The organism is Dehalococcoidia bacterium (assembly GCA_035310145.1).
Taxonomy (GTDB): domain Bacteria; phylum Chloroflexota; class Dehalococcoidia; order CAUJGQ01; family CAUJGQ01; genus CALFMN01.
On the sequence record DATGEL010000104.1, the window covers coordinates 1 to 24,871 of the forward strand.

General features: G+C 70.6%; 27 protein-coding genes. 16 read left to right on the plus strand and 11 right to left on the minus strand.

Annotation, left to right across the window (positions count from 1 at the left end):
* Nucleotides 1–2,529 (plus strand): AAA family ATPase (locus tag VKV26_19400; GenBank protein ID HLZ72077.1); only part of this gene is annotated, 2,529 nt, incomplete at its 5' end.
* 16 nt (nucleotides 2,530–2,545) lie between these two features.
* Here VKV26_19400 and VKV26_19405 read toward each other — a convergent pair.
* Nucleotides 2,546–2,851, minus strand: a complete 306-nt coding sequence (locus tag VKV26_19405) for a hypothetical protein (GenBank protein ID HLZ72078.1) — start codon at nucleotides 2,849–2,851, stop codon at nucleotides 2,546–2,548.
* Between the two features lie 257 nt (nucleotides 2,852–3,108).
* Between VKV26_19405 and VKV26_19410 the strand changes: the two genes are divergently transcribed.
* The 4 genes from VKV26_19410 to phoU all read left to right on the plus strand — a co-directional run bounded on the left by VKV26_19410 (nucleotide 3,109) and on the right by phoU (nucleotide 5,613).
* Nucleotides 3,109–3,585: a zinc-ribbon domain-containing protein gene (locus VKV26_19410; protein ID HLZ72079.1), complete on the plus strand. Its 477-nt coding sequence runs from the start codon at nucleotides 3,109–3,111 to the stop codon at nucleotides 3,583–3,585.
* A gap of 20 nt (nucleotides 3,586–3,605) precedes the next feature.
* A complete protein-coding gene (locus VKV26_19415) occupies nucleotides 3,606–3,884 on the plus strand; it encodes a zinc ribbon domain-containing protein (protein ID HLZ72080.1) in 279 nt (92 codons plus the stop codon).
* A gap of 5 nt (nucleotides 3,885–3,889) precedes the next feature.
* Nucleotides 3,890–4,612: a response regulator transcription factor gene (locus VKV26_19420; GenBank protein ID HLZ72081.1), complete on the plus strand. Its 723-nt coding sequence runs from the start codon at nucleotides 3,890–3,892 to the stop codon at nucleotides 4,610–4,612.
* A gap of 335 nt (nucleotides 4,613–4,947) precedes the next feature.
* Nucleotides 4,948–5,613 carry a phosphate signaling complex protein PhoU gene (gene phoU, locus VKV26_19425; protein ID HLZ72082.1) on the plus strand — a complete coding sequence of 222 codons (666 nt, stop codon included), beginning with the start codon at nucleotides 4,948–4,950 and terminating at the stop codon, nucleotides 5,611–5,613.
* 20 nt (nucleotides 5,614–5,633) lie between these two features.
* Here the strand turns inward: phoU and VKV26_19430 are convergent, their stop codons facing one another.
* The 6 genes from VKV26_19430 to VKV26_19455 all read right to left on the minus strand — a co-directional run bounded on the left by VKV26_19430 (nucleotide 5,634) and on the right by VKV26_19455 (nucleotide 9,774).
* On the minus strand, nucleotides 5,634–6,269 hold the full coding sequence (locus VKV26_19430; GenBank protein HLZ72083.1) for a hypothetical protein: 636 nt from the start codon (nucleotides 6,267–6,269) through the stop codon (nucleotides 5,634–5,636).
* A 46-nt stretch (nucleotides 6,270–6,315) separates the two neighbouring features.
* Entirely contained in the window at nucleotides 6,316–6,702 is a 387-nt protein-coding gene (locus VKV26_19435) for a metallopeptidase family protein (GenBank protein ID HLZ72084.1), read from the minus strand.
* Between the two features lie 36 nt (nucleotides 6,703–6,738).
* The gene (locus tag VKV26_19440) at nucleotides 6,739–6,996 is read right to left on the minus strand and encodes a hypothetical protein (GenBank protein ID HLZ72085.1); all 258 of its coding nucleotides are present in this window, start codon (nucleotides 6,994–6,996) and stop codon (nucleotides 6,739–6,741) included.
* Nucleotides 6,980–7,975: a tRNA (adenosine(37)-N6)-threonylcarbamoyltransferase complex transferase subunit TsaD gene (tsaD, locus tag VKV26_19445; protein ID HLZ72086.1), complete on the minus strand. Its 996-nt coding sequence runs from the start codon at nucleotides 7,973–7,975 to the stop codon at nucleotides 6,980–6,982. Before tsaD ends, VKV26_19440 begins: the two co-directional genes overlap by 17 nt.
* A gap of 92 nt (nucleotides 7,976–8,067) precedes the next feature.
* Complete coding sequence (locus VKV26_19450) at nucleotides 8,068–8,766, minus strand: response regulator transcription factor (protein HLZ72087.1); 699 nt, start codon at nucleotides 8,764–8,766, stop codon at nucleotides 8,068–8,070.
* Between the two features lie 126 nt (nucleotides 8,767–8,892).
* Nucleotides 8,893–9,774: a YihY/virulence factor BrkB family protein gene (locus tag VKV26_19455; protein HLZ72088.1), complete on the minus strand. Its 882-nt coding sequence runs from the start codon at nucleotides 9,772–9,774 to the stop codon at nucleotides 8,893–8,895.
* A gap of 220 nt (nucleotides 9,775–9,994) precedes the next feature.
* Here VKV26_19455 and VKV26_19460 point away from each other — a divergent pair, with 220 nt between their 5' ends.
* A complete protein-coding gene (locus VKV26_19460; protein ID HLZ72089.1) occupies nucleotides 9,995–11,284 on the plus strand; it encodes a pitrilysin family protein in 1,290 nt (429 codons plus the stop codon).
* A gap of 40 nt (nucleotides 11,285–11,324) precedes the next feature.
* Here the strand turns inward: VKV26_19460 and VKV26_19465 are convergent, their stop codons facing one another.
* Nucleotides 11,325–11,504, minus strand: a complete 180-nt coding sequence (locus VKV26_19465) for a hypothetical protein (GenBank protein ID HLZ72090.1) — start codon at nucleotides 11,502–11,504, stop codon at nucleotides 11,325–11,327.
* Between the two features lie 416 nt (nucleotides 11,505–11,920).
* Here VKV26_19465 and nusA point away from each other — a divergent pair, with 416 nt between their 5' ends.
* The 9 genes from nusA (at nucleotide 11,921) to VKV26_19510 (ending at nucleotide 20,481) form a co-directional block, all read left to right on the plus strand.
* The gene (gene nusA, locus VKV26_19470; GenBank protein ID HLZ72091.1) at nucleotides 11,921–13,429 is read left to right on the plus strand and encodes a transcription termination factor NusA; all 1,509 of its coding nucleotides are present in this window, start codon (nucleotides 11,921–11,923) and stop codon (nucleotides 13,427–13,429) included.
* Complete coding sequence (locus VKV26_19475; protein HLZ72092.1) at nucleotides 13,314–13,787, plus strand: YlxR family protein; 474 nt, start codon at nucleotides 13,314–13,316, stop codon at nucleotides 13,785–13,787. Before nusA ends, VKV26_19475 begins: the two co-directional genes overlap by 116 nt.
* Before the next feature lie 204 nt (nucleotides 13,788–13,991).
* Nucleotides 13,992–15,794, plus strand: a complete 1,803-nt coding sequence (infB, locus tag VKV26_19480) for a translation initiation factor IF-2 (protein ID HLZ72093.1) — start codon at nucleotides 13,992–13,994, stop codon at nucleotides 15,792–15,794.
* A gap of 82 nt (nucleotides 15,795–15,876) precedes the next feature.
* A complete protein-coding gene (rbfA, locus tag VKV26_19485) occupies nucleotides 15,877–16,248 on the plus strand; it encodes a 30S ribosome-binding factor RbfA (GenBank protein HLZ72094.1) in 372 nt (123 codons plus the stop codon).
* Complete coding sequence (locus VKV26_19490; protein HLZ72095.1) at nucleotides 16,245–16,970, plus strand: transglutaminase domain-containing protein; 726 nt, start codon at nucleotides 16,245–16,247, stop codon at nucleotides 16,968–16,970. The genes rbfA and VKV26_19490 overlap by 4 nt, the downstream gene beginning before the upstream one ends.
* Nucleotides 16,971–16,974: 4 nt before the next feature.
* Complete coding sequence (gene truB, locus VKV26_19495; protein ID HLZ72096.1) at nucleotides 16,975–17,913, plus strand: tRNA pseudouridine(55) synthase TruB; 939 nt, start codon at nucleotides 16,975–16,977, stop codon at nucleotides 17,911–17,913.
* Between the two features lie 95 nt (nucleotides 17,914–18,008).
* Complete coding sequence (locus tag VKV26_19500; GenBank protein HLZ72097.1) at nucleotides 18,009–18,152, plus strand: DUF5679 domain-containing protein; 144 nt, start codon at nucleotides 18,009–18,011, stop codon at nucleotides 18,150–18,152.
* 127 nt (nucleotides 18,153–18,279) lie between these two features.
* On the plus strand, nucleotides 18,280–19,686 hold the full coding sequence (locus tag VKV26_19505) for an amidase (protein ID HLZ72098.1): 1,407 nt from the start codon (nucleotides 18,280–18,282) through the stop codon (nucleotides 19,684–19,686).
* Nucleotides 19,687–19,893: 207 nt separating this feature from the next.
* Nucleotides 19,894–20,481, plus strand: a complete 588-nt coding sequence (locus VKV26_19510; protein ID HLZ72099.1) for an HdeD family acid-resistance protein — start codon at nucleotides 19,894–19,896, stop codon at nucleotides 20,479–20,481.
* 107 nt (nucleotides 20,482–20,588) lie between these two features.
* Here the strand turns inward: VKV26_19510 and VKV26_19515 are convergent, their stop codons facing one another.
* From VKV26_19515 to VKV26_19525, 3 genes are all read right to left on the minus strand, one after another.
* A complete protein-coding gene (locus tag VKV26_19515; protein HLZ72100.1) occupies nucleotides 20,589–22,148 on the minus strand; it encodes an AMP-binding protein in 1,560 nt (519 codons plus the stop codon).
* 159 nt (nucleotides 22,149–22,307) lie between these two features.
* Nucleotides 22,308–22,745: a VOC family protein gene (locus VKV26_19520; protein HLZ72101.1), complete on the minus strand. Its 438-nt coding sequence runs from the start codon at nucleotides 22,743–22,745 to the stop codon at nucleotides 22,308–22,310.
* Nucleotides 22,746–22,753: 8 nt separating this feature from the next.
* Nucleotides 22,754–23,899, minus strand: a complete 1,146-nt coding sequence (locus VKV26_19525) for a serine hydrolase domain-containing protein (protein HLZ72102.1) — start codon at nucleotides 23,897–23,899, stop codon at nucleotides 22,754–22,756.
* Between the two features lie 227 nt (nucleotides 23,900–24,126).
* Between VKV26_19525 and VKV26_19530 the strand changes: the two genes are divergently transcribed.
* Nucleotides 24,127–24,831, plus strand: a complete 705-nt coding sequence (locus VKV26_19530; GenBank protein HLZ72103.1) for a hypothetical protein — start codon at nucleotides 24,127–24,129, stop codon at nucleotides 24,829–24,831.
* Nucleotides 24,832–24,871 lie beyond the last annotated feature (40 nt).

A 24,871-nucleotide genomic window follows, 5' to 3' on the forward strand; every position in this document is an offset into this window, starting at 1 on the left:
ATGGCGCTGCACACGGGCGAGGCGGACCTGCGCGAGGGCGACTACTACGGCGCCGCCGTCAACCGCTGCGCTCGCCTGCGCGCCGCGGGGCACGGCGGCCAGGTGCTGCTCTCCGCGGCGACCGCCCGGCTGGTGCGCGAGACACTGCCGCCCGGCGCGACGCTCACCGAGCTGGGCCGCCATCGCCTGCGCGATCTGAGCGAACCTGAGCAGGTCTTCCAGCTTGCTGCGGCCGGCTTGCCCGAAACCTTCCCGCCGCTGAACACGCTCGATGCCCGCCCCAACAACCTGCCGCTCGCGCTCACCAGCTTCATCGGGCGCGAGGACGAGGTCGCGGCCGTCGCCGCGTTGCTGCGCCACGCCGGTACCCGCCTCGTCACCATTACGGGCGTCGGCGGCGCCGGTAAGACCCGGCTCGCACTCCAGGTCGCCGCCGCATTGCTCGACGACTTCCCCGATGGCGTCCTCTTCGTCGACCTCGCGCCCCTTACGGACCCGACGCTGGTTGCCTCCGCCATCGCCCACGTGCTGGGCATCTCCGAGACCGGCGCCCGTCCGCTCGCGCAGAGCCTCGCCATCGCCCTGCACGACCGCGCCACCCTGCTGCTGCTGGACAACTTCGAGCAGCTGATGCCCGCCGCAGCGCTCGTGGCCGAGTTGCTCGCGGCCTGCCCCCGCCTGCGGCTGCTCACGACCAGTCGCGCACCCCTGCGTGTCACCGGCGAGCGCGAGTACCCTTTGGCCCCGCTGCCGGTGCCCGAAGATGGTCGCACGGCTCCCGGTGTCGCGGCACAGAACGCGGCGGTGGCGCTGTTTGTGGACCGGGCCCGCGCCGTGCTGCCGGGTTTCGGGCTGACGGACGGCAACGCGGCGGCGGTGGCGGCGATCTGCGCCCGGCTGGACGGACTGCCGCTGGCGATCGAGCTGGCGGCCGGCCGTGCCCGGCTGCTGCCGCCGGAAGCGTTGCTGGCGCGGCTAGAGCGCCGCCTGCCGCTGCTGGTTGGCGGGGCGCGGGATGCGCCGCTCCGCCAGCAGACGCTGCGCAACGCGATCGCCTGGAGCTACGACCTGTTGGGACCGGCGGAGCAAGCGCTGCTGCGGCGGTTGGCGGTCTTCGTGACTGGGTTCGGTCTGGAGATGGCGGAGGCCGTCTGCTCGGCCGAGGCCGGCGCCGCCGGTGAAGTCTTGGAGGGGATCGCGACGCTAGCGGAGCACAGCCTGCTGCAGCCACGGCCGGCGGTTGCGGGCGAGCCGCGCTTCGCGATGCTGGAGACGATCCGCGAGTTCGCCCTGGAGCGGCTGGCGGAGAGCGGTGAGGAAGCGGCGGTGCGCGAGCGCCACGCGCGGGCGCTGCTGGCGCTGGCGGAGGCGTCGGAGCCGGGGATGAAGGGGGCGCAACACGGGGTGTGGCAGGCGCGCCTGACCGCCGACCGCGATAACCTGCGCCTGGCGCTGGGCTGGCTGCGGGCCAAGGGGCAGATCGAGGAGGCATTGAACTTCGTCGGCGCGCTGTGGCTCTGGTTCCACACCGGGGCCACGCAGGAGGACCGGCGCCAGATCGAGGAACTGCTGGCCCTGCCCGCCGCGGCCGGCTGCGGCGCGGCCCGGGCCCGGGCGCTCTTCACTGCGGGCAGGGTCGCCCTTCAATACGGTTTATCCCGTACCTCTGTCGCCAGGTTCGCGGGGAGCGCGGCGCGCTGGCGTGAGCTGGGAGACAGCCGCAGCCGTGCGCTCGCCCAGGCAGGGCAGGCGGCCGCATTGAGTTACAGCGAGCCGGCTGCAGCCCGGCTGCTGGCCGAGGACAGCGTGGCGGCGCTGCGGTCCAGCGGCGATCAATTTGGCCTCGGTTGGGCCCTGGATGCACAGGTGATGTCGGTGCTCAACGGGGGCGATCCGGACGCCGCCAAGCCACTATGTGAAGAGGCTCTGGCCATCTTCAGTGAACTGGGCGACCCGTGGGCGCCGGCGCGGCCACTCTTCTACCTCGGCCTCATCGCCTTCGCCCAGGGTGATGACGCCGAGGCGATCGCGCTGGCGGAGCGATCGATAGCGCTGGAGCGGGCCTCAGGTGCTCGGCTCGTCTTGCCGCACGGGATCGAGCTGGCGGGCCGCGCCGCCCTGCGTCGGGGAGAGGTAGGGCGGGCGGAGGCAGCGCTCGCGGAAGCGCTGCGGCTGCGATGGGAGGACGGCATACTCTGGGGCACAGCCCAGAACCTGAGCGCGTTCGGGCTGAGCGCCGTCGCGCGTGGCGCCCTGCCGGCGGCGGTGCGGCTCTTCGCCGCTGCCTCCGCACTCGAATCAGCCAGTGAAACGGGCTTGCGACCGGCGTACAGGGCGGACGCGGAGCGGGCACTGAGGTCGGCCCGCGAGGAACTGGGCGAGGGCGGCTTCGCGCAGGCCTGGCGGGAGGGCCGTGCGCTCACACCGGCTCAGGCCGTGGCAGCAGCGCTGGCCCTGGCCGCGGAGCCCGTGCCGGAGGAACCTGCCGCGGCGGCGCTGGCACGCGAGCCGGCTCCCGGTGCGGGGTAGACAGCGGCGCGGGGCGTCAGCGTCCCTCGAGCCAGAGCACGATGCGGCCGAAGTCATCGGCAAGCAGGAGCCGGGCTTCGTGCAGGAAGGCACGCCACTGCGCCAGGCTGCGAAGGTCGGGGTGGTCGGCGAAGGCGAGCGGATAGGCGTCGCCGGCGCGGAAGTGCGGCCAGTCGGGGCGCATGAAGATGTGGACGTAGACGGTGCCGCCGTCGTCGGTCAGTGCCACGCGATCGAGCGCGCGATCGGCCAGGTCGGCGCGGCCTGCGCCGGCCAGGCGACGGCGCAGCTCGCGCTCGATGCCGCGCAGCGAAACCGGCATGGTTCCTTGCCTCGTCACCCCAGACATCAGCGGCCCTCATTCTACGCAGTACGTGCTGCGCAGTACCTACCGGTGCGCAGTTGGCGCCTCGGCGCCGATTGTGCGGAAACGCACAGGGGTTGGACGCATGGGCGGCGTGTGCTACGCTCGTTCGGGAAACGGGTTCCGGCTTCGCGCCGCGCGACGCGCCCAATCGCGCCACGTCCGCCGCCCACTCGATGACCACACGACCCACAACCGATCGAGGAGGCCGTCGAGTGACGACGTACACCGACAAGAACTTGACCTGCGTCGAGTGCAAGACCACGTTTGTCTTCAGCGCCCGCGACCAGGAGTTCCACGCTTCGAAGGGCTTCAGCAACGAGCCCAAGCGCTGCCCATCCTGCCGTGCGGCGCGGCGCGTGCAGCGCGGCGAATCGGTCCCGGCCGGCGCCGGCGCCCGCTCCGGCAGCCCCACCTACGCCGGGCCGCGGGCACAGGGCGGTTCTGGCCGTGGCCACGTGAACAACCGCTCGGGCCGGCCGCGCGGCCGGCGCGACGACTACGACCGCGGCGGACGCGGCGACGGTGACGGCAGCGTCGCCGCCCGCTCGTTCGATGGCGGCGGCGCCTCCGGCAGCTACACCGCCAACTGCATGGCCTGCGGCACCGAAACCGACGCCCCGGCCAACGGCAGCAGCGTGGTCTTCTGCCCCAGCTGCGTTGAGAAGATGTCCGCCATCGCCCGCTCCTGAGCCGGGCGAGCGCCACAGACATGCCGGTTTACGAGTACCGCTGCACCGCCTGCGCCCATCGCTTCAGCCAGTTTGCGCGGCGCGTCGCGCAGGACGGTGAGCCGCTGCCGCGCTGCCCGCAGTGCGGCGCCGAAACCGAGCGCCTGCTCTCCTCTTTCGCCTACCACCGCTCGCTCAAGATGCAGCTTGAGCAGCTCGATCCGCGCATCGAGAAAGAGCTCGACGCGGTCGACAACGTCAAGGGCGACGATCCGCTGGACCGGCTCAACATGGCCTTCCCCCCCGGCGCGGCGGAGTAGCCGCCGTGGCCACACCAACCGCCGAGCCGGCCGCCGAGGTTCGTGCCGCTTCGATCCTGCTGGTCGAGGACGAAACCACCTTTGCGCGCGCCGTGCGCCTGGCGCTGCAACGAGAAGGCTTCCTGGTGCACTGGGCGCCCGATGGCCGCGGCGCCCTCGACGTGTTTCGCGGGGAGGATGTCGACCTCGTCCTGCTGGACATCATGCTGCCGGGCATGAGCGGGCTGGAGATCTGCCGCGCGATTCGCCAGGTCTCTTCGCTGCCGATCATCATGATCACCGCCAGGGGCAGCGAGGCCGACACGGTGCGCGGGCTCGAGCTCGGCGCCGACGACTACCTGCCCAAGCCGTTCGGCATGCGCGAGCTGGTGGCGCGCGTGCGGGCGCTGCTGCGCCGCGCCGGGCCGGAAACCAGCAGCAACGCCGACCGTCCCATCCAGGTCGGCCCGCTTGAGATCTTCCCGCGGCGGCGCCAGGTGCTGCGCCGGGGCGCGCCGGTCGAACTGCGCCGCCGCGAATTCGACCTGCTGCTCTTTCTCGCCCGCAATGCTGGCCAGGTGTTCACCCGCGATCTGTTGCTCGAACGGGTCTGGGGTCACGATTTCGAGGGCGAGCCGCGCACCGTGGACGTGCATATGCGCATGCTGCGGGAAAAGCTGGAGGACGACCCCGCCAACCCGGTGCTGCTGCACACCGTGCGCCAGGTCGGCTACTGCCTGCGTGCCTGAGCCGCGGGCGCCGCAGCTGGGAAGCGCCGCTCTGCCTGCCACGCGATGCCTGAACAGGAGGCCTCCCCGTTCGCTGCCCCGGCAGCGCCTGGCCGGCCGGCCCTCTCCCGGCGCGGGCTTCGGCGTTGAGCCGCGCTGCCTCGGTGGTGTTCACAGGCGACAGCACGGAGCGTACCATGCAGCGGAACGTGCCCGGTCCGCAGCGCCGGCGTTCGGCGCAGCGCGACATTCGTTCGCGGATCTGCCCCGTCAGCGGTTGCCGCCTGGTCCGTGTGCGGCTGCGCGGCGCCGCACGCGGCAGAACGGACGACGCGCGGGAAGGATGATCGAGCGCGATGGTGCGAACCGTCTTCGAGCGCGAGCTGCAGCGCATCCAGGACGAACTCCTGGTGCTCGGCAGCATGACCGAGAAGGCGATTGCGGGCGCGATCGACGCCTTGCTGCGCCGCGACGTCGAGCTCGCCCGGCGGGTGATCGAGGACGATTCGCGCATCAATCACCAGCGCTTCGCCATCGAAGAGCAATGCATCCAGGTGATGGCGACGCAGCAGCCGCTGGCAACCGATCTCCGGGTGATCGTCGCCGTGCTGAACATCATCTCCGACCTGGAGCGCATGGCCGACCACGCGGAGGGGATCGGCCGCATTTGCCTGCTGATGGTGGGTGAGGCATACGGCCAGGACTTCGGGCACATTCCCGAGATGGCGACCAAGGCGCGCGGCATGCTGCACGACAGCCTGACCGCCTTCATCGAGCACGACGTGGACGCGGCGCTCGCCGTCTGCATGCGCGACGACGAAGTGGACGCCCTCTACGACACCGTGTACGCCGTCACCATCAACCAGATGATTCGCGAGCCGGCGGCGATTACGCCGCTCACCTATCACCTGTGGACCGCGCACAACCTGGAGCGCATCGCCGACCGAGCGACGAACATCGCCGAGCGCGTCGTCTTCCTCGTTACCGGCCGCATGGACGAGCTCAACGTCTCTCGCTACTGAGGCGCGGGCCGCGAGCGCCTTCACGCGCCCGGATTGTGGTCGTCGGGGTGGTCATCCGGCGTGCGCGTCGGCGAAGGCTGGCCGGCCGCGGACGGCGCCGCAGGCATCTCCGGCCCGGGCGAGAGCCGTTCCGTCGGCGTCTCGCCGTACGGCAGGCCGTCGGGGCCGCGCGGCGGCGCCCCCACCGGCGGGCGCGCGTGCACCGTGGATTCGCCGGCAAGGCGGAAGCCGGTCAGGAGCAAGGCGAAGGCCAGCGCAATCAGCAGGGCCAGCGCGACGCCGCCGAACGCTCTGCGGCCGGCCAGCCAGTCGTAGGCGAGCACGACGACGATCAGCCACTGCGAAAGCAGGGGCAGCCACTCCAACCGGCCGGGACGCAGGGCGATCGCGCCGAAGACGATCGCGAGCAGCAGCGCCTGCGCGCCGAGCAGATGCCGTCCCGCCTGGTCGCCGAGCCCGCCCGCCAGCGCTCGGGCGAAGCTGCCGCGCGAGAAGAGCAGGGCCAGCGCACAGAGGCCCGTCCAGGCGGTCAGCGCCCAGTAGAGGATGGTGTGCGGGCGCGGCCGGCCCGGTCCCGGAGTCCAGGCGGGCGGGTGGTTCGGGGATGGCTCCTCGCCGCCGAACCAGCGGCCGATCCACTCGCGCACGTCCATCATCGTCCCGCACTCCCCGCTGACTGGCAGCAGGCGCCCTTTCGCCTGCTCAGTAGCGATCGATCTCGTGCAGGCGCGCGTCGCTGATGCCGAAGTGATGGGCGATCTCGTGCAGCACGGTCTGGCGGATGCGGGCGGTGAGATCATCCTCATTGCGCGCAAGGCGCTCCAGCGGCTCTTGATAAATGAAGATCCGGTCAGGCATGGCAAAGGAGTAGGCGCTGCCGCGGCGGGTGAGGTCGGTCCCGACGTACAGGCCGAGCAGCGTGTGGCCGGCAGGCACGCGCCCGGCGCTCAGCTGCCCCGGCGAAGGCCGCGTCTTCACCACGATATCGACGTTCTCCAGCCGCTGCGCCAGCTCCGAGGGGATGCTGCGCATGGCGCGCCGCACCAGGCTCTCGAAGCGTCGCCGGGAGATCGCGCGGCGTTCGTACACGCGGCGGCCTCCTTCCTCCCGGTCCATGGCCGGCGCTCAGCGCTGCCCGGCAGCCTGTGCGCCCACGCCCGCTTCAGCGGGGCAGGCAGAGGCCGCCTCGTCGGGACAGACCGCATGCACGGCCGCGTCGCAGACGGCGCAGCGGCGGAAGGGCATGATCACCAGACAGCCGGCTGCAACCGAGCAGGCATGGCCCGGCCGCGGCGCCGCATGGCGCAGCGCGTAGGGCAAACCGCAGTGCCGGCAGGTGGTCCAGCGCCGGTAGCGCAGCGAGCGGCTAGCTGGCGAAGGCAAGGCTTGGCTCGACATCGAGGGCGAAGTCGCTGCGTTCACCGGTGCGGAAATGAAAGTACCCGCAGGCGGCGACCATCGCCGCATTGTCCGTGCAGTATCTCGGCGGCGGCACGCGCACGGGCACGGGCGCCCGCGCGCTCAGTTCCCGGCGCAGCGCCCCATTTGCGGCCACACCGCCCGCAACGAGGATCTGCCGCACCTCCAGCTCGCGCGCCGCGCGCACCGTCTTCGCGCAGAGCACATCCACAACCGATTCCTGGAAGGCGGCGGCAACTTCCGGCGCCTCCGGGTGCTCCGGCTCGCGCGTCAGGTTGAGCACGGCGGTCTTCAGACCGCTGAAGCTGAAGTTGAAAGTGCCCGGCAGCCAGGCACGTGGCAGCTCCAGCTCGCGCCGCTGCACCGTGGCGGCGATTTTTTCGATCGCCGGGCCGCCGGGAAAGCCCAGGTCGAGCAGGCGGGCCACCTTGTCGAACGCCTCGCCGGCCGCATCGTCCACCGTGCGGCCCAGCCGGCGGTAGCGGCCGTGATCCTCCATCACGATCAGGTCGGTGTGGCCCCCGGAGACGACGAGGCAGAGCGCGGGAAAGGCCGGCGGCTCGGTCGGCGTGTCCGTGTCCAGCCAGTTGGCGTAGATGTGCGACTCGAGATGGTTGAGCCCGACCAGCGGCTTGCGCCGCGCGAAGGCCAGCGCCTTGGCGGCGTTCACGCCGATCAGCAGCGAGCCGGCGAGACCGGGGCCGTGGGTCACGGCCACGCCGTCGATCGCGTCCCAGCCGCAGCCGGCGAGATGCAGGGCCGTCTCGACCACCGGCATGATCGTCTGCAAATGCTGGCGTGAGGCGACCTCCGGCACAACGCCGCCGTAGCGTCGATGCACGTCGATCTGCGTCGCTACCGTGTTAGCGAGGATACGGTGGCTGTCTTCCACGATCGCCGCCGCGGACTCATCGCAGGAGGTTTCGATGCCGAGCACACGCATGCGGGACGGACTCCATCGAGCGGTTCAGACGGGCACGAGCGCCGCCACGTCCGTATCGTCGCACATCGTGCGGCTCACGGCGTAGCGCCCGCTCAGGCGCGGTCCGCTTCAGCGTGGCGCCCGACCGGCGGCGGACCGACGAGCCCTTCCTGCGCGGCGAAGGCGGCGGCCTGCTGACGGTTGCGCAGATCCAGTTTCTCCAGGATGTTGCGCAGATGCACCTTCACCGTGTTCACCGCGATCTGGAGGTGGTCGGCGATCTCCTGATTGCGCCAGCCGGCGGCGACGTATTCGAGGATCTCCCGTTCGCGGGTGGTGAGCTGGTCGAGCCCCGGACCGCCGCTGCGCGGCGCGGGGCTGGCGCGAGCGAACTCTTCGAGCAGGCGGGTGGCCAGCGCCGGCGTAATCGAGGTACCGCCCTCGGCCAGCACCTTGATCGCGTCGTGCAAGGTATCCAGCTCCGTATCCTTGAGCAGATAGCCGCGGGCGCCGGCGCGGACGGCCGAAAAGAGATCTTCGTCCTGTTCCGAGACGGTGAGCACGCAGATCGCCGTCTCCGGCGCTTCTTCAAGGATCGCCCGCGTGGCCTCGGTTCCCGTCATTCCCGGCATGCTGATGTCCATCAGCACGACCTGGGGAGCCGTTTCCCGCGCCTTTTCGATCGCCTCGGGCCCGCTGCTCGCCTCGGCAACCAGTTGCACGTCGTCAAACTGCTGCAACAGACTGACCAGGCCGTTGCGGAAGAGCGTGTGGTCATCGACGACCATGTAGCGAACCGGCGCCGCAGCCATGGCGAATCTCCTCAGCAGGCTTATGCCGGCGTGGCGCGATCATAGCACGGGCACTTGCGTATACGGCGCCGAACTGATGGCGGTTTCGCGTCCACTACTCCTCCCGGCGCGGCGCCGGCGGCCGCATCAGCCAGGAGGCGCCAGGCGAAGCGCGTCGTCGGCGGGCAGCGCCGGGTCTGCCGGCCGTGCCTGCAGCCGCGCGTGTTCGTGCGCCACCTCACCGCCGAAGAGCAACAGGCTGCCCAGCAGATAGGCGTAGAAGAGGAAGGCGATCACCGCGCCCAGCGAGCCGTAGACCTTGTCGAAGCTGCCGTACGAGCGCACGAAGACGCTGAAGCCGAGATTGAGCGCCTGGAAACCGATGGCGCCGATCAGGGCGCCCGGCCAAACCCGGTGCCAGCGCACGCCGGGCGGCGACGTCACGATATAGAGCACGCCGAAGGTGCCGAAGCTCAGGGCGAAGGGCAGGAGAAAGAAGAGGGCGCCGAAGACGAGCGTAGTGACCTCACCCAGCCGCGCGCCCAGCAGCCGGTGCGCGATCTCGGAGAGCAGCGTGAGCACGAACGTGCCGGCGAAGGCGATGCCCAGCAAGCCGCCGAAACCAAGCACGGCGATCAGATCCTGGAGCTTGCCCGTGAGCAAGGAGCGGCGGCGCTCGTACTTCCAAACCACGTTCAGGCCGGTACGCAACGACCCGAAGATCGCGCTGGCGGACCACAGCGCCAGCGCCAGGCCGACGAGGCTGATGCCCGCTCGCCCGTTGGTCACCAGGCGGATTTGGCGCTCGATGTTGGCGCCGGAGCTGCTGCCGAGCGCCCGCGCCAACTCACGCACCAGGGCGTCGCGCTGTCCCTTGGTCATAAAGTAGCCGCCGACGCCGATCACGAAGAGCGCCAGGGGGAAGAGCGAGAACAGCGTGTGATAGGCGATCGCGGCCGCGAATGTGCTGGCCTTGTCGCGCGCGTAGGCGCTTGCCGACGCCCTGGCGAGTCTCCAGACCGTCTTCACCATGTCCCTCGGGCCGCACTCCCGGCCAGCATCATGATCGTCGTTGCGCAGCGATCGCGCACCTTCGCCGGGAATCGTTGCAGTCCCGCGGGCGCCGCGGCGCAGACGGCGAATATTGACCGGCTCTTCGGGGGCTGCCTATACTCGCGGCGGGCGCCCTGCGCTGCGGTTTCCGGCCGCCGGGGCGCCGTTTGCTAGTATGCAGAACGCGGGGGGCAGGATGGCGGCGAGCGAGGGCACGGAACCCTGGCAGATCTCGACCCTGCCGAATCAGCTTCGCGTCGTGACCACGCCCATTCCCACGGCCCAGTCCGCCAGCGTCAACGTCTTCGTCGGCGTCGGTTCGCGCGCCGAGGAACTGCGCGTCAACGGCGTCTCGCACTTCATGGAGCATATGCTCTTCAAGGGCACGGCCCGCCGCCCCAACGCCACGATCATCGCCGGCCAGGTCGAGGGCGCCGGCGGCGTGCTCAACGCCTACACGACTAAAGAGCTGACCTGCTACTGGAACCAGGTGCCGTACGAGATGCTGTCGCTGGCGATGGACGTCGTCGCCGACATGGTGCAGAATTCGCTGCTCGAGCCGGTTGAGGTCGAGCGCGAGCGCACGGTGGTGCAGCAAGAGATCCGGCGCACGCACGACCAGCCCGGCGCCTGGGTGGGCGAGCTGCTGTCGAGGGCCGTGTACGGCGACCAGCCGATCGGCCGCAGCATCGCCGGCACGCTGGAGATCGTGGATGGCATCTCCCGGCAGGATATGCGCGACCACCTCGACACCTGGTACGTGCCGAACAACATGGTGCTGAGCGTGGCCGGCAACGTCACCCACGAGCAGGTGCTGGAGCTGGCGCACAAGTGCTGGGGCAAGGCCGCCAGCCGCGAGGTGCCCTGCGTGTCGGCGGCCGCACCGGACCTCGGGGCCCAGCGGCTGCAGGTAGACGAGCGCGACCTGGCGCAGGCCAACCTCGCGATCGGCATGCGCGGCATCCGCCGCGAAGACCCCGACCGCTTCGCCCTCACGATCCTCACCAACGTGCTCGGCCGCGGCATGAGCTCGCGCCTGTTCCGCGAGGTGCGCGAGAAGCGCGGCCTCGCCTACTCCGTCGGCGCCTCTACCGCGCGCTACACCGACACGGGCGCCTTCTCCGTTTCGGCCGGCGTCAGCCCCGAGAACGCCGTCAAGGCCGTGAAGGTGATCATGGCCGAGCTGAAGAAGCTGGTGGACCGTCCGGTCGGCAAGGCTGAGCTGACGAAGGCACGCGACTACGCCGCAGGCAGCTTCCGCCTCGGCCTCGAAAGCTCGATGGCGCTCGCGCAGCGTGCGGGCGAAAACCTGCTGGTCGTCAAGAAGATCGAGCCGGTGCAGACGGTCGTGGACGGCCTGCGCGGTGTGACGGCCGCCGACGTGCAGCGCGTCGCCGCCAAGATCTTCCGCCCGGACAACCTCGCCCTCGCCGCCGTCGGCCCGACGCTTGACAGGCGCAAGCTCGAAGCCGCCCTGCGCCTGTAGCCGCCGCCTGGAACGGCGAACGGCCGCGTCGGTCGGCGGCTCAGTCGCCGCCGATCGCGCTCAGCGTGGTGCGCAGATCGCGCGTCAGCCAGGCGGGCATCGTTTGCTCTGAGCCGGTTTCGCGCACGTAGCAGCGCAGGCAGATACAGCGGCCGGTACGGCCGCTAATCACCGTGTCGTCCAGCGGCACGGCGAAGTGGCAGATCACGCAGCAATACATGGCAGGCGCACCTTCCCTGGGCGCCCGAACCGGCGCCCCGCGCAATGCCGCCCCCTGTATCCCCGTGTTCCGGGTCCGCCTTCGCACGAAGGGCGCGATGCAGGCGCCGCCCCTCGCTTGTGCCGTATCGTACGAGCGCGCCGCGCTTACCGGCGCTGCTGTTATGGTCAGCGCAAGATTTTCGTTGCACGGTCGGTGGCCGCCACCCAGCCGATCTGCCGCCGCGGCGCCGGCGCCGACAGCGGCCCCGCCGCCATCGTTGCATGCCGTGCTTCGTTGCGTTGGCGGGCGCCGGATGCTACCATAAAGACCGCCAGGGGAGCAGTGTTGAAGTGGGGTTCCCCCCACTTTTTTGTTGGCCTTCGTGCGCCCGCCCGGCGTCGAAGGCGGTGACCCTCGGGGAGGAACAGCCGGGCATGAAGAACGATTTTCTGCTGGCGATCGCACAGCTGGCGGGGGAGAAGAACCTCCCCAAAGAAGTCGTCTTCGACGCGGTCGAGGCGGCGCTCGCATCGGCCTATAAGAAGGACCAGGCGAGCGCGGGCAACATCGTCGTCAAGATCGATCCCAACACGGGCACGGCGCACTTCTTCAGCCGCCGCACCGTCGTCGACGAGGTCACCGATCCGAAGATCGAGCTGACCTTGAAAGAGGCGCGCGCCCTCAGCCCCGGCTCTGTGCTCGGCGAGCACGTCGATCAGGAAGTCGCGGCGAAGCCCGCCGGCCGCATCGCCGCGCAGGCGGCGAAGCAGGTCGTGCTCGACCGGCTGCGCGCCGCCGAGCGCGAGGTCGTCTTTGAAGAATACGCCGGCCGCGAGGGCGACATCATCTCCGGCGCCGTGCAGCGCATCGAGGGCAGCGGCGGTCATCGCAGCGTCTACATCGACCTCGGCAAGACCGAAGCGCTGCTGCCGCCGCCGGAACAGGTGCGCACCGAGCACTACCAGCCCGGCCAGCGGCTCAAAGTCTACGTCGCCGAAGTGCGCAAGGACACGAAGGGGCCGCAGGTCATCGTCTCCCGCGCCCACAAGAATCTGATCAAGCGCCTGTTCGAGCTGGAGGTGCCGGAAATCTTCCGCGGCTCGGTCGAGATCAAGTCGATCGCGCGCGAGGCCGGCTTCCGCAGCAAGGTCGCGGTTTGGGCGCGGCAGGAAGGTGTCGATCCGGTCGGAGCCTGTGTTGGTTTGCGCGGCATCCGCATCCAGAACGTCGTCAACGAGCTGGGCGGCGAGCGCATCGACGTAGTGCAGTGGGATCCCGAGCCGGAGCGCTTCGTCGCCAACGCGCTCAGCCCCGCGCAGGTGGTCAGCGTCTCTGTCAGCGAAGAGGACAACACCGCCTCGGTCGTCGTGCCCGACCGGCAGCTTTCGCTGGCGATCGGCAAAGAGGGCCAGAACGCCCGCCTGGCGGCCAAGCTGACGGGCTGGCGCATCGACATCCGCAGCCAGACCGCGGTGGAGCAGGAGCGGCTGGCAGAGCTGCCGCCCGAAGCCGCGATCATCGCCGAGCCCGAGCCGGCCGGCGAAGAGCGCGAGATCGACCGGCCTGCCGCGGCGCTTGCGCCCGGCGAACCGGTGCTCGCGCCGCAGCCGTTCGAGACACCGGAGCCGGCGCGGCCCTTCGCCGAGCCGGAGCCCGAGCCGCTGCGCGTGGCCGCGGTGGCCACGCCCACGGGCCGGCCGGCGGCGCTCGGCGGCATTCGCTTCGCCGAAGACTTGAACATCCGTCAACCGATGGCCGAGCCGGTGCGTCCGGAAGGCGGGCGCAGCGGCAAGAAGCAGAAGCACCGGAAAGCCGGCGAGCAGCGAGATGAGATCGAGCTGCTCGAAGCGGCGACGAAGTCCAAAAAGGGCAAGCGCGGCCACGTTGAAGAGGTGGAAGAGGAAGAGTACGACGAGTACCAGTACCTCACGAAGAGGCGATAAGCCCGCCCGAGGGTCGCATGGCCCTCGATCGGGCGCGCCGGCCGGCACGCCGGCCCGGCGGCAGCCGCTTCCTCCCCGGCACGTGCCGCAGCGGACGTGCGTCGTTTGCCGCACGACGACCGCAAAGCGGGCCCTCGTCAGGCTCGTTCGGCCGCCGGAGGGGGGCGTCCGCCTCGATCGCACCGGCAAGCAGGCGGGGCGCGGCGCCTACCTCTGCGACGATCCCGCCTGCTGGCGCGCACCCGGGCTGCGCCAGCGCCTGGGCAACGCGCTGAAGACGACCGTTTCCGACGAGGACTTCCAGGGTCTGCAGGCGCACGCCGCCACGCTCGCCCCGGAACCCCCGCACCCCGAGTAGCCCACCCAGAGCCTGGCGCAGCCCGGCTCCGGTAGACAGCGCGGCCCCACGGGGCTGCGCTCGCACCATGCCCGGCCCGCGGGTCTCTCGGGCCGCGGCCGTGCCGCCGCCAGCGTCCCGGAGCGCACCGCGCTCCCGCCCGAGGCCGCGTTCGGAGCGAGGCGTTCCCCGCCCGCGGCCAGCAGGCTCACCAAGGAGGTCCGTATGACAACCCGAACACCACAGGCGCCGGCCGGCCCGCCGGAAGATCGCGGGCCGATCGACCTGCCGCGTGCGCTGACCGTCAAAGAGCTGGCGGACCGCATGCGCATCAACCCCGTCGAAGTTATCAAGGAGTTGATGAAGAACGGGGTGATGGCGACGGTCAACCAGTCGATCGACTTCGACACGGCCGCAATCGTCGCCACCGACTTCGGCTTTGAGCCGCAGGAGACCGCCGCGCCGCCCGTGCAGGCCCAGCCCGCCGCCAGTCGCAAGGTCGTGGAGAGTGGCGAGCACCTCGATCCGCGCCCGCCGATCGTGACGATCATGGGTCACGTCGACCACGGCAAGACCAGCCTGCTTGACGCCGTGCGCAATACCCGCGTCACCGAGGGCGAGGCGGGCGGCATTACCCAGCACATCGGCGCCTCGACGATCATCATCAACGGCCAGCGCATCACCTTCCTCGATACGCCCGGCCACGAAGCGTTCACCGCGATGCGCGCCCGCGGCGCCGAGGTCACGGACATCGCCGTGCTCGTGGTGGCGGCGGACGACGGCGTCATGCCACAGACGATCGAGGCGATCAACCACGCCAGGGCTGCTGGCGTGCCGCTCGTGGTCGCGATCAACAAGATCGACCTGGCCGGCGCCAACCCCGATCGGGTGAAGCAGGAGCTGCTCAACTACGGCATCACCGTCGAAGAGTACGGCGGCGAGACGATCGCCGTGCCCGTCTCCGCCCGCACGAAAGACGGGCTGGACGACCTGCTGGAAAGCCTGCTCGCCCAGGCCGAGATCCTGGAGCTGCGCGCCGACCCGCGCCGCTCCGCCGTCGGCGTCGTGCTCGAAGCGGAGAAGGAGTCGCTGCGCGGCACCGTTGCCACGGTGCTGGTGCAAACCGGTACCCTGCGCCCGGGCGACGTAATCGTGGCGGGCGACACCGCCTATGGCCGCGTCAAGGCGATGTTCGACGAGCGCGGCCGCAAGCTGCGCAGCGCCGGCCCCAGCATTCCCACGAAGGTCCTCGGCCTCAGCAGCGTGCCGCAGGCCGGCGACCGCGTGACCGTGGTGGAAGACGAGCGCACCGCCCGCGACTGGGTCGATCGCCGCGAGCGCGAGAAGGCAGCCGCGGCAGCGGAAGGCGCTGCCGGCGCCGTCACGCTCGACACGCTCTTCGGCGAGATCACCGCCGGCAAGGTCAAAGAGCTGAACATCGTGCTCAAGACCGACGTGCAGGGCAGCATCGAGCCGATCAAGAACGCGCTGGAGCGCGCCAGCAACGAGCAGGTGCGCGTCAAGGTCATACACGCCGCTACGGGCACCGTAACCGAGTCGGACGTGATGCTGGCCAAGGCGGCGAAGGGCGTGATCCTCGGCTTCAACACGCGCACGGAGCAGGGCGCCCGCCGCCAGGCCGAGGCCGAGCACGTCGAGATCAAGCAGTACGACGTGATCTATCACGCCGTGGAGGACATCGAGAACGCGCTCAAAGGCATGCTGGAGCCGGTCTACGAAGAAGTCATCGACGGCCACGCCGAGGTGCGGCAGATCATCCGTATCAGCCGCTTCGGCAACATCGCCGGGTCGTACATCACCGACGGCAAGGCGGCGCGTTCCGCCGGCGCCCGCATCCGCCGCGGCCGCGAGCTGGTCTTCGAGGGCCGGGTGGAGAACCTCAAGCGCTTCAAGGAGGACGTGCGCGAGGTCGCGACGGGCTACGAGTGCGGCATCACGCTCGACGGCTGGGACGACTTCGTGATCGGCGACGTGATCGAGTTCTACCACCGCGAACGGCAGTCGTAGGAACGAGGAAGTCGGAACCAGGAACGAGGAACGAGGGCCCGTGCTCTCCTATTTCCTCTTTCCTCGTCCCTCAGGATGCGCCATGACCCGACGCTCCGAGCGCGTAAACGAACTGCTGCGGGAGGAGATCAGCGCCATCGTGCAGCGCGAGCTGAAGGACCCGCGCCTCGGCGGCCTGATCTCGATCACCGCCGTCGAAGCCTCGCCCGACTTTCGCCACGCGCGTGTCTTCGTCAGCGTGCTGGGCAGCGACGAGGAACGCGCCTCGTCGCTGACCGCGCTGAACGCCGGGGCGCGCTTCATCCGCCACGCCCTGCGCGAGCGGCTGGAATCGCTGCGCATTGTGCCGGAATTGAGCTTCAAGGCCGATACCTCGATCGCCGAGGGCGTCCGTATGAGCGCCCTGCTCGACCAGGTCGCGCACGAACACGACGCACCAGAAAGCTCCGCATGAGCGAGGCGGCGCCGCGCGATCCGGCGGCAGACCTGCGCCCGCGGCTGGCGCCGGGTGGGTGCGACGCGCGCCTGCTCGATCGCCAGTTGCTGCTGACGCCGCAGACGATGCCGCGCCTCTACGGCGGCGAGGCGACGCTGCTCTACGCCCGCTTCGGCGTCAGCCCCACGGCAAGCGAAACGCAACGCCCCTCCGGCGGCGAGTTCACGCCGCTGGAACCGCAACTGCTGCCCGGCAAGCGGCCGGTGTTGGACGCCGCCGCCCAGGAATTGGCCGGCAACGCCCGCCCCGGTCTCGCCCGCGCCACGGCGCTGAACCGGGCGCTGGCACGGCTGCGACCGATCGACTTCGACGGCCGCGACCGCGCCGAGGAGGCAATCCTTGCCTCGGGCGAGGCGACGCCGCTGGAGCGGGCGCGGCTGCTGGCGCTGCTGGCGCAGGCCGCCGGAATCGCCTCGCGCGTCTGCCTGCTGTACCGCGAGCCGGCTGCGCAGCCCGCGTTCCATGCCGTCTGTGAGCTGTTCATCATGGGCGCCTGGGCCGTCTTCGACCCGCTGGCCGGCCAGCTCTTCTTGATGACTCACCGACCCTACGCCTCCGCCTGGGACCTGGCGCGCGACCCGCAGATCGCCGCACGCCACCCGGAGCACGGCCGCAAACCGACGCTGGATGCGAGCTTCTACCGCACGGTCGGCATCGCCAACGTCGAGATCGAAGGCTGAGCCGGTGCGGCGCCCGGCCGAGCTGCATGGCATCCTCGCGATCGACAAGCCGCGCGGCTGGACCTCGCATGACGTGGTGGCGCGCGTGCGCCGCATCGCCGGTCAGCGGCAGGTCGGCCACGCCGGCACGCTGGATCCCCTGGCCAGCGGCGTGCTGCCGCTTGGCCTGGGCATGGCGACGCGCCTGCTCGAATATCTCTCTACCGGCGGCAAGACGTACGAAGCCACGGTGCGCCTCGGCGCTGCCACCACCACCTACGACGCCGAGGGCACGCTCACGGCCGAGGCGCCGTGGGCGCACATCGACGAGGCCGCGCTGCGCACGGCGCTGGTCGCCTTCACCGGCACGATCGAGCAACGACCACCGGCCTTCAGCGCGATCAAGCGACATGGCCGGCCGCTCTACGAACTCGCCCGTCGCGGCGAAGCGGTCGATACGCCGCTGCGCACCGTCACGATCGCCGCGATCGAGTTGCGGCGCTTCGCCCCGCCCGAGTTCGACCTGCGCGTGGTCTGCGGCAGCGGCACGTACATCCGCAGCCTTGCGCACGATCTCGGCCTGGCGCTCGGCTCCGCGGCACACCTCGCGGCGCTGCGGCGCACGGCCAGCCGCGGCCTCTCCGTGGCAGAAGCGGTCGCGCTTGAGGAGCTGGAACGGGGCGGCCGCGATCTGCTGCGCCAGCGTCTGCTGCCCCCCGATCGCGCCGTGCAGCACCTGCCGGCAGTGACGCTTATGGAAGCGGACGTCGAAGCCGTGCGCCACGGGCGTGATCCGGGGGGCGGAGCGCCGCGTAAACCGGAAGAATCGGCTGCAATGCTGTGCAGAGCATACGATCGGGCGGGCGCGTTTACCGCCTTGCTGCGCTATGATGCTCTGCACGGGCGTTGGCGGCCGCATAAAGTCTTCGTGCCGGCAGATGAAGGAGGCCGCACGGCGGGATAGCGGCCGGCGCCACGCGGGAGTACTGTGTCGGGAGGCGTCGCGCTGCCGGGTGGCCGCGCACGGATTCACCCGCACAGCACACGAGGAGGACGTTCGTGGAAGCGTATTGCGTCAAGTGCCGGGCCAAGCGCGAGATGTCGCAGGCCAAGCAGGTGACGATGAAGAACGGCAAGCCGGCTGTTCAGGGCAAATGCCCGGTCTGCGGCACCACGATGAATAAGATCGGCGCCAGCCTCTAGCGCCGGACCCCGCTCGCCTGCACGCACTGACCCGGCGCGGGCCCGTCCATACCGGCGCTGCGGCGCGCCCCGTCGGCGGCCGACCGCCGGCAGGTGGCGTCACACGTGGCGCAAGGAACTCGCCTCGATGTCGATCGATGACGCCGCCCTCGCGCTCGCTTCGCTGCGCGACCTGGGCGCCATGCTGCGCTCGGGACAAACCTCGGCGACGGCGCTGGCGAAGTACTATCTGGATCGGCTCGATTCGGTCGGCCGGCGCTTCAACGCCGTGGTCACGCTCACGCCGGAACGGGCGCTGCGCGAGGCTGGGCGGGCGGATGAGGAGCTGGCAGCGGGTCACGATCGCGGCCCGCTGCACGGCATCCCCTTCGGCCTCAAGGATCTCGTCGCTACGGCGAACACTCCCACCACCTGGGGCGCCGTGCCCTTCAAAGATCAGGTCTTCCCGCGGAACGCCACGGTCGCCGCCCGCCTGGAGGCCGCGGGCGCGGTGCTCGTCGCCAAGCTCGGCATGGTCGAGCTGGCGGGCGGCATGGGCTACGACCAGCCCGACGCCAGCATCACCGGCCCCGGCCTTTCGCCCTGGAATCCGGAGGCGTGGAGCGGCGGCTCCTCCAGCGGCTCCGGCTCGGCCGTCGGCGCGCGGGCCGTGCCCTTCGCCATCGGCTCGGAGACCTGGGGATCGATCGTCACGCCCTCCTCGTTCTGCGGCGTCTCCGGCCTGCGCCCGACCTACGGCCGTGTCAGCCGCCACGGCGCCATGGCGCTCTGCTGGACGATGGACAAGCTCGGACCGATGTGCCGCTCGGCGGACGACTGCGGCCTCGTTCTCGACGCGATCGCCGGCCGCGACCCGCTCGACGAGACGAGCCTCGATGCGCTGTTTCAGTACCGGCCGGAGCAGCAGCGACACGACGGCTTCCGCCTGGCGGTGCTGGAGAATGCCACCGCCGGCGCGCAGCCCGAGGTCGCGGCGAACTTCGAGACGGCGTTGGGCGTGCTGCGCGAACTCGGCACAATCGAGACGCTGGCGCTGCCGGAGCTGCCCTACGACGCGGTGGCGATGACGATCATCCGCGCCGAAGCGTCCAGCGCCTTCGACGCGTTTCTGCTGAGCGGTGGCGCCTCCGGGCTGACGGCACCGGAGGACCGCATCAACCCCCTCGCCTACAGCGTCCTGCCGGCGCGTGACTATCTGCGCGCCCTGCGCATCCGCCGCCACATCCAGCGCGAGATGGACGCACTGCTCAGCCGCTTCGATGCGATTGTGGCGCCGGGCACGCGCACCGTCGCCGGCCCGATCAGCGAATCCTTCAGCAAGAGCCTGCGCCGCGCCGCGGGCGACGGTCTGGGTGCGGCAGGCAACATCGCCGGGCTGCCCGCCGTCTGCGTGCCGAACGGCTTCGGCGAACGCGGCCTGCCGACTGCAATCCAGTTCGTCGGCCGCGCCGGCGCGGAGAACACCGTCCTGGCCGTTGCCGGCGCCTACCAGCAGCGCACGGACTGGCACCGCCGCCTGCCGCCGCACGGCTGAACGCGAGCCGGCATAGAAAGGCCGGCTCGGCCAGCGGGCGGGGCCTCAGCCGCGAGCCAAGGACGCCGCCCGGTCGCCCGTCCCGGCTCGCGACGGCCGCGCAGACCATTTTCGGCGCGACGCCGTGGCGCCGGTTTCCCGACCCGTGTGCTACAGTGATGGGCGCCATTTCTGGGCCGGCACGGAGCAACCCGCGGGAGCAAGGCCATGGCAGCCCGATCAACGCCCGAGACAGTCGTGCACCAGCTCGTCGAGGGCTGGTGGCTCGTGCTTCTCTTCGGAGTAGCGAGCATCGCCGCCGGGGTGATCATGCTGGTCTGGCCGGGGATCGGCATCGTCTCGCTCGCCTGGGTCGCCGGCATCTTTCTGCTCGTCGACGGCGTGTTCGAGCTGCTCACCGCGCTGAGTCCGCGCAGCGAGGGCCGCGGTATGCTGGCGATTCTCGGCGCGCTCAGCGTGATTGCAGGGCTGTTTCTCGTGCGCCACCCGATCGCCAGCGTCGCGGCGATCGCGCTGCTGCTGGGCGCCTGGTTCATCGTGATGGGCGCGGTGCGCCTGGTCGAGGCGTTCGGCCCGTTCGAGGGGCAGCGTCTCTGGATGCTCCTGGTTGCCGTCCTTGAGCTGATCTTCGGCATCATCGTCGTGTCGGATGTGGGCATCGGCGTGGCGGCGCTGGCTGCCATCGTGGGTATCGGCTTCATCCTGCGTGGGCTCGCCATGGTGATGGCGGGCTGGACGCTGCGCTCGCTGTCTTCCGCCCGCGGGACAATCTCCACGGAGATGCATCGGGCGTAACCCGCGCGGTCAGATACGGCTCACTCGCACCGGATCCCGCGACCCGATGACGTGCGCCCGCTTGCCGCCTCGAACAGCAGGGGTGCGCGTCCGCCGGCATCAGCGCGTCACTGCCCCGCCCTTGCCCGCTCCTGCTCGATCAGCACGCGGCGCAGGATCTTGCCGGAGGGGTTCTTCGGAATCGCGGCGACAAACTCCACTTCGCGCAGCTTCTTGTAGGGCGCCACACGCTGGGCCACGAAGGCGAGCAGCTCGTCCGCGCTCGCCTGCTGCTGCGGCTTCAGCACCACATACGCCTTCGGCTGTTCGCCGTCGGCGCCCGCCGGCTTCGGCGTCACCGCCGCGTCCAGCACGGCGGGGTGCTCCATGATCAGCGACTCCAGCTCGGCCGGCGCGATCTGGTAGCCCTTGTACTTGATCATCTCCTTGGCACGGTCGAGGATGAAGACCTCGCCCTTCGCGTCCATGCGCGCGATGTCGCCGCTGCGCAGCCAGCCGCCGGGCAGCAACGTCTCCTCCGTGGCCGCCGGGCTCTTCCAGTAGCCGCGCATGATCTGCGGACCGCGGATCAGCAGCTCGCCCACTTCGCCGCGCGCGATCGGTTCAAACGTCTCGCGATCGACGACCTTCTCCTCCGTATTCTCGATCGCCGCGCCGACCGAGCCGGGCACGATGCTGCCGGGCCGCTGCGCATTGGTCACCGGGCTGGCCTCGGTCATACCGTAGCCCTGGATCACCGGGCAGCCGAAGCGCTGCAGCGCCAGGTTCGAAACCTCGGCCGGCAGCGGCGCCGCACCGGAAAGAATGAAGCGCAACGAATCGTGCCGGCGGGTGGCGGCCGCGGGGTGGTGCACCAGCGCCAGCAACGCCGGTGGCGCCACGAACAGGTCGGTGACGCCGTGCTGCTCGATCAGCGCCAGCGTTTGCTCGGCGTCGAAGCGCGGCATGATCACGCAGGTGGCGCCCACGGCCAGCGGCGCATTGAGCAGCAGCGTGGCGCCGTAGATGTGGTAGAAGGGCAGGAAGGCCAGCAGCACCGCGTCCTCTTTGGCCAGGCCGGTGGCGATCGACTGGCGAATATTCGACGTGAGGTTGTAGTGCGTCAGCATCACGCCCTTGGGCAGGCCGGTGGTTCCGCTCGAATAGGGCAGGAGGGCCAGGTCGTTGAGCGGGTCGATCGTCACCACCGCCGGCTCGCCCGGCTCCGCTTCCGCCAGCGCCCAGACCTCCTCGATCGCGTGCACGGCGCGCACGCGTGGCAGATGGCCTTGAACGCCGCTCACCGGCGGCAGCAGCGAGCTGTGCGCGAAGATGACCACGGCCTCGGCATCGTCGAGCTGGTGCTCGACCTCGCGCTCGCGGTAGAGCGGGTTGAGCGGCGTGACCTTGGCGCCGGCGAGCAGTGCGCCGTGCAGCGCCACGGCGAACTCGGGGCAGTTCGGCGAGAAGACGGCCACCGTCTCACCCTTCTGCAGGCGATCCCGAACCTGCAGGAAGCGGGCGAGGCCGCGCGCCGCCTTCCAGACGCGCGCGAAGCTGAAGGTGTTGCCGGCCGTGTCAATGAAGGCGGGCTTGTCGGGCAGCCGCCGCGCCGTCTCGGCCAGCATGTCGGAGAGCGCATGGCGCGGATAGAGCGTGGCGAGGGCGGAAGGATCAAGCGTGGTCATGTCTTGCCTCTCCCAACGGATGGCGCCAGCGGCGCGGGTCGCGCGGCGCGAAGCGCACCGAAGGTAGTGCCCGCCACCGTGGCTTATCTGTTGCGAGTATATGTCAACCACGGGCGTTGCCGGTACGCGCACGGGATCCCGGTCGGGGCGGTGGTGTGCTCAGGCTCGGCGGCCGCGATCGACGATCGGCTCGGCGAAGCTCAGCTCGTGGCCGTCGGGGTCGAGGATGTGGAAGAAGCGCTCGCCCCAGGGCGCATCGGCCGGCGCCGTCTCCGGGTGCAGCCCGGCCGCGACGGCGCCCGCGTGGAAAGCATCCACATCCGAGACGTAGAAGACGGCGCGGCCCCACCACGAGAGCCGCGTCTCCGGCGGCACGGCGATCAGGTTCAGGTGCGACGTGCCCACGTAGAAGCTGCTGAAGCTGGCGTTTTCGCCGCCGTAGTGCAGCACGAAGCCGAGGGCGCGGTAGAAGGCAACGGAGCGCGCCATCGCGTGCGTCGCCAGCGTGAGCGCGCTGATCGAGCGCACCGCAGGGCCGGCCACCGGAGGGATACCGGCGGGCGGCGCCGCGTCAGGAAGCGCTGCTTCTTCTGCCATGCGCCGCCTCAGCCGAGGCCCAGCTCGGCGCGGATCAGGTTGCAGATCGCCAGCGTCGGCCCTTCCGCGGTCAGCGTGAGCTGCATCAGGTTCGGCACCACGGCCACGGCGAGCCCGACCTCGGGATCGGCGAAGGCCGAGGAGCCGCCGGCGCCGTCGTGCCCGAAGGCGGTAATGCGCGGGCCGCGCACCGACGGCAGCGGCCCGATCTGGCCGCCCATCCAGAAGCCGATGCCCTTGCGCATGGGCAGCATCAGCACACGGTCCACGTCGCTGGTGATCACGCGCTGCATCTGCGCGATACGCTCGGGCGAAACCAGCCGCACGCCGTCGATCTGCCCGCCGTTGGCCAGCGCCGCGTACATCCGCGCCAGGGCGCGAGCGCTGAAGTGCCCGTTGGCCGAGGGCAGGCAAGCGCGGCGCACACGCATCTCGTTGAATACGGTCAGGCCCAGGTTCGGGGGCATCGCCTGCAACATCGGGTGGTCGGGCGGCATGGCCGGCGGCTGCTCCGGGCGCGGGCCAAGCTTCAGCACGGCCAGACGATCTTCTACGCCGTCGGGAATGCCGACAAACATCTCGTCCTGCACGCCGAGCGGCGCGGCGATCTCCTCGCGGATCACGTCCTTGATGTGCCGCCCGGACGCGCCCTGCACGATGCCGCCCACGATCCAGGCGTAGGTCATGGCATGGTAGCCCGTGGCCGTGCCCGGCTCCCAGGCCGGCGTGCTATTGGCGATCCAGTCGAGGCCGGCCTGCCAATCGGCCAGGAAGTCGACGTTGGCGCCGGGCGGCATGGCATAGAGACCGGCCTGGTGGCTCATCGCCTGCGCGACGGTGACGCGCTCCTTGCCGTTGGCGGCGAACTCCGGCCAGTAGCGGGCAACCGGCGCATCGTAGTCGATCTGACCGCGGTCGGCGAGGATGTGCAGCGCGGCGGCAGCCACGCCCTTGGTGGTCGAGAAGCAGTTGAAGAGCGTGTCTGGCCGCACCGGCCGCGGGTCATCCGGCCCCATCTGGCCGGCGCACACCGCGACGATCGGCTCGCCGTGCAGATAGGCCGCCACCTGCACGCCGAGCTGCTGGCCCTCCGCAAGCTGTCGCTCGACCAGCTCCTGCACTTTGGCGTTGACGGCGGTGTTCGTGGTGGTCAAGCTTCGTCCTTCCCAGCGCCGGCGGCAGGCCACGTCGCGCTCCGCGCCAGTATCCAGCGCGCGGCGCCGCGCGGGCAAGCGACTGCGCAGAGCATCGGGAGGGCAGTCGTGCAACAATCTGACAGTTCGCCGGTGATGGGCCGCGGCTCGACTTCGGTCAGGCATCTAGGTGTACTATGCATCTAGATGCGCCATCGGTGCGCGTTCCAGAGGGAGAGGAACCGAACATGACCACGGACGCGCGGCGCGGCGCCGCCGAGCAGGCGCTGCAAACCTGGCAGAACGGGTGGCGGGCGCTGTTCGGCGGCGTTCAGCGCCAATTGACCGCGATCGGTGTCGGCGCGGCCGACGCCGGCACTGAGCAGCAGGCATCGGGCAGCGCCCTGGAGCGGATCGCCGCGAGCACACAGGCGCTCGGCCTGGCCCAGCTCGACGTCGCGGCAGAGTGGCTGCGGCTGCCGCTCGCCCTGACGCAGCCCGGCAGCACCGCCGGCCTCACGGCCAGCTACGGCCGCCTGATCGAAGCTTACGGCCAGGTCTTTGCTGCCTACGTGTCGGCCGCGGCGCCGCTGCAGATGCTGCCGGCGCGGAGCGCCGAGCGCGCCGGCAGAGCCGCCGAGGCAGCGGTCGAAGCGCAGACGGAAGCGCTGCAGAAGTCAGCCACCGCTGTCGAGCGGGAAAGTCGCGCCGTCATCGAGGCGCCCGCAGCGGCCGTGCAGCCGGCCGAAGCCACCGGCCGGCAGTCAGCGCCAGGCGCGAACAACGGCGCGCAGGCCGCGGCGGAACCTCAGATCCGTGGCAAGATCACGCGCGAGGGCGAGCGCATCTATCACCTGCCCGGCCAGGCGAACTACGACCGTGTTGATCCCGATATGCTCTTCGAGAGCGAAGAGGCCGCGCGCGCCGCCGGCTTCCGCCCGTCGCAGCGGTAGGCAGCGAGAGCGATCGACCAGCACTGTGCGAGGGGTGAGC

Coding starts and splice junctions, on each gene's coding strand:
- VKV26_19415 (HLZ72080.1), top strand. CDS start 3,606: ATGCCGGTTTACGAGTACCGCTGCACCGCCTGCGCCCATCGCTTCAGC.
- VKV26_19505 (HLZ72098.1), top strand. CDS start 18,280: ATGTCGATCGATGACGCCGCCCTCGCGCTCGCTTCGCTGCGCGACCTG.
- VKV26_19430 (HLZ72083.1), bottom strand. CDS start 6,269: ATGATGGACGTGCGCGAGTGGATCGGCCGCTGGTTCGGCGGCGAGGAG.
- VKV26_19510 (HLZ72099.1), top strand. CDS start 19,894: ATGGCAGCCCGATCAACGCCCGAGACAGTCGTGCACCAGCTCGTCGAG.
- VKV26_19465 (HLZ72090.1), bottom strand. CDS start 11,504: ATGTATTGCTGCGTGATCTGCCACTTCGCCGTGCCGCTGGACGACACG.
- infB (HLZ72093.1), top strand. CDS start 13,992: ATGACAACCCGAACACCACAGGCGCCGGCCGGCCCGCCGGAAGATCGC.
- nusA (HLZ72091.1), top strand. CDS start 11,921: ATGAAGAACGATTTTCTGCTGGCGATCGCACAGCTGGCGGGGGAGAAG.
- rbfA (HLZ72094.1), top strand. CDS start 15,877: ATGACCCGACGCTCCGAGCGCGTAAACGAACTGCTGCGGGAGGAGATC.
- phoU (HLZ72082.1), top strand. CDS start 4,948: ATGGTGCGAACCGTCTTCGAGCGCGAGCTGCAGCGCATCCAGGACGAA.
- VKV26_19405 (HLZ72078.1), bottom strand. CDS start 2,851: ATGCCGGTTTCGCTGCGCGGCATCGAGCGCGAGCTGCGCCGTCGCCTG.
- VKV26_19475 (HLZ72092.1), top strand. CDS start 13,314: ATGAGATCGAGCTGCTCGAAGCGGCGACGAAGTCCAAAAAGGGCAAGC.
- VKV26_19515 (HLZ72100.1), bottom strand. CDS start 22,148: ATGACCACGCTTGATCCTTCCGCCCTCGCCACGCTCTATCCGCGCCAT.
- VKV26_19450 (HLZ72087.1), bottom strand. CDS start 8,766: ATGGCTGCGGCGCCGGTTCGCTACATGGTCGTCGATGACCACACGCTC.
- VKV26_19460 (HLZ72089.1), top strand. CDS start 9,995: ATGGCGGCGAGCGAGGGCACGGAACCCTGGCAGATCTCGACCCTGCCG.
- VKV26_19520 (HLZ72101.1), bottom strand. CDS start 22,745: ATGGCAGAAGAAGCAGCGCTTCCTGACGCGGCGCCGCCCGCCGGTATC.
- VKV26_19530 (HLZ72103.1), top strand. CDS start 24,127: ATGACCACGGACGCGCGGCGCGGCGCCGCCGAGCAGGCGCTGCAAACC.
- tsaD (HLZ72086.1), bottom strand. CDS start 7,975: ATGCGTGTGCTCGGCATCGAAACCTCCTGCGATGAGTCCGCGGCGGCG.
- VKV26_19490 (HLZ72095.1), top strand. CDS start 16,245: ATGAGCGAGGCGGCGCCGCGCGATCCGGCGGCAGACCTGCGCCCGCGG.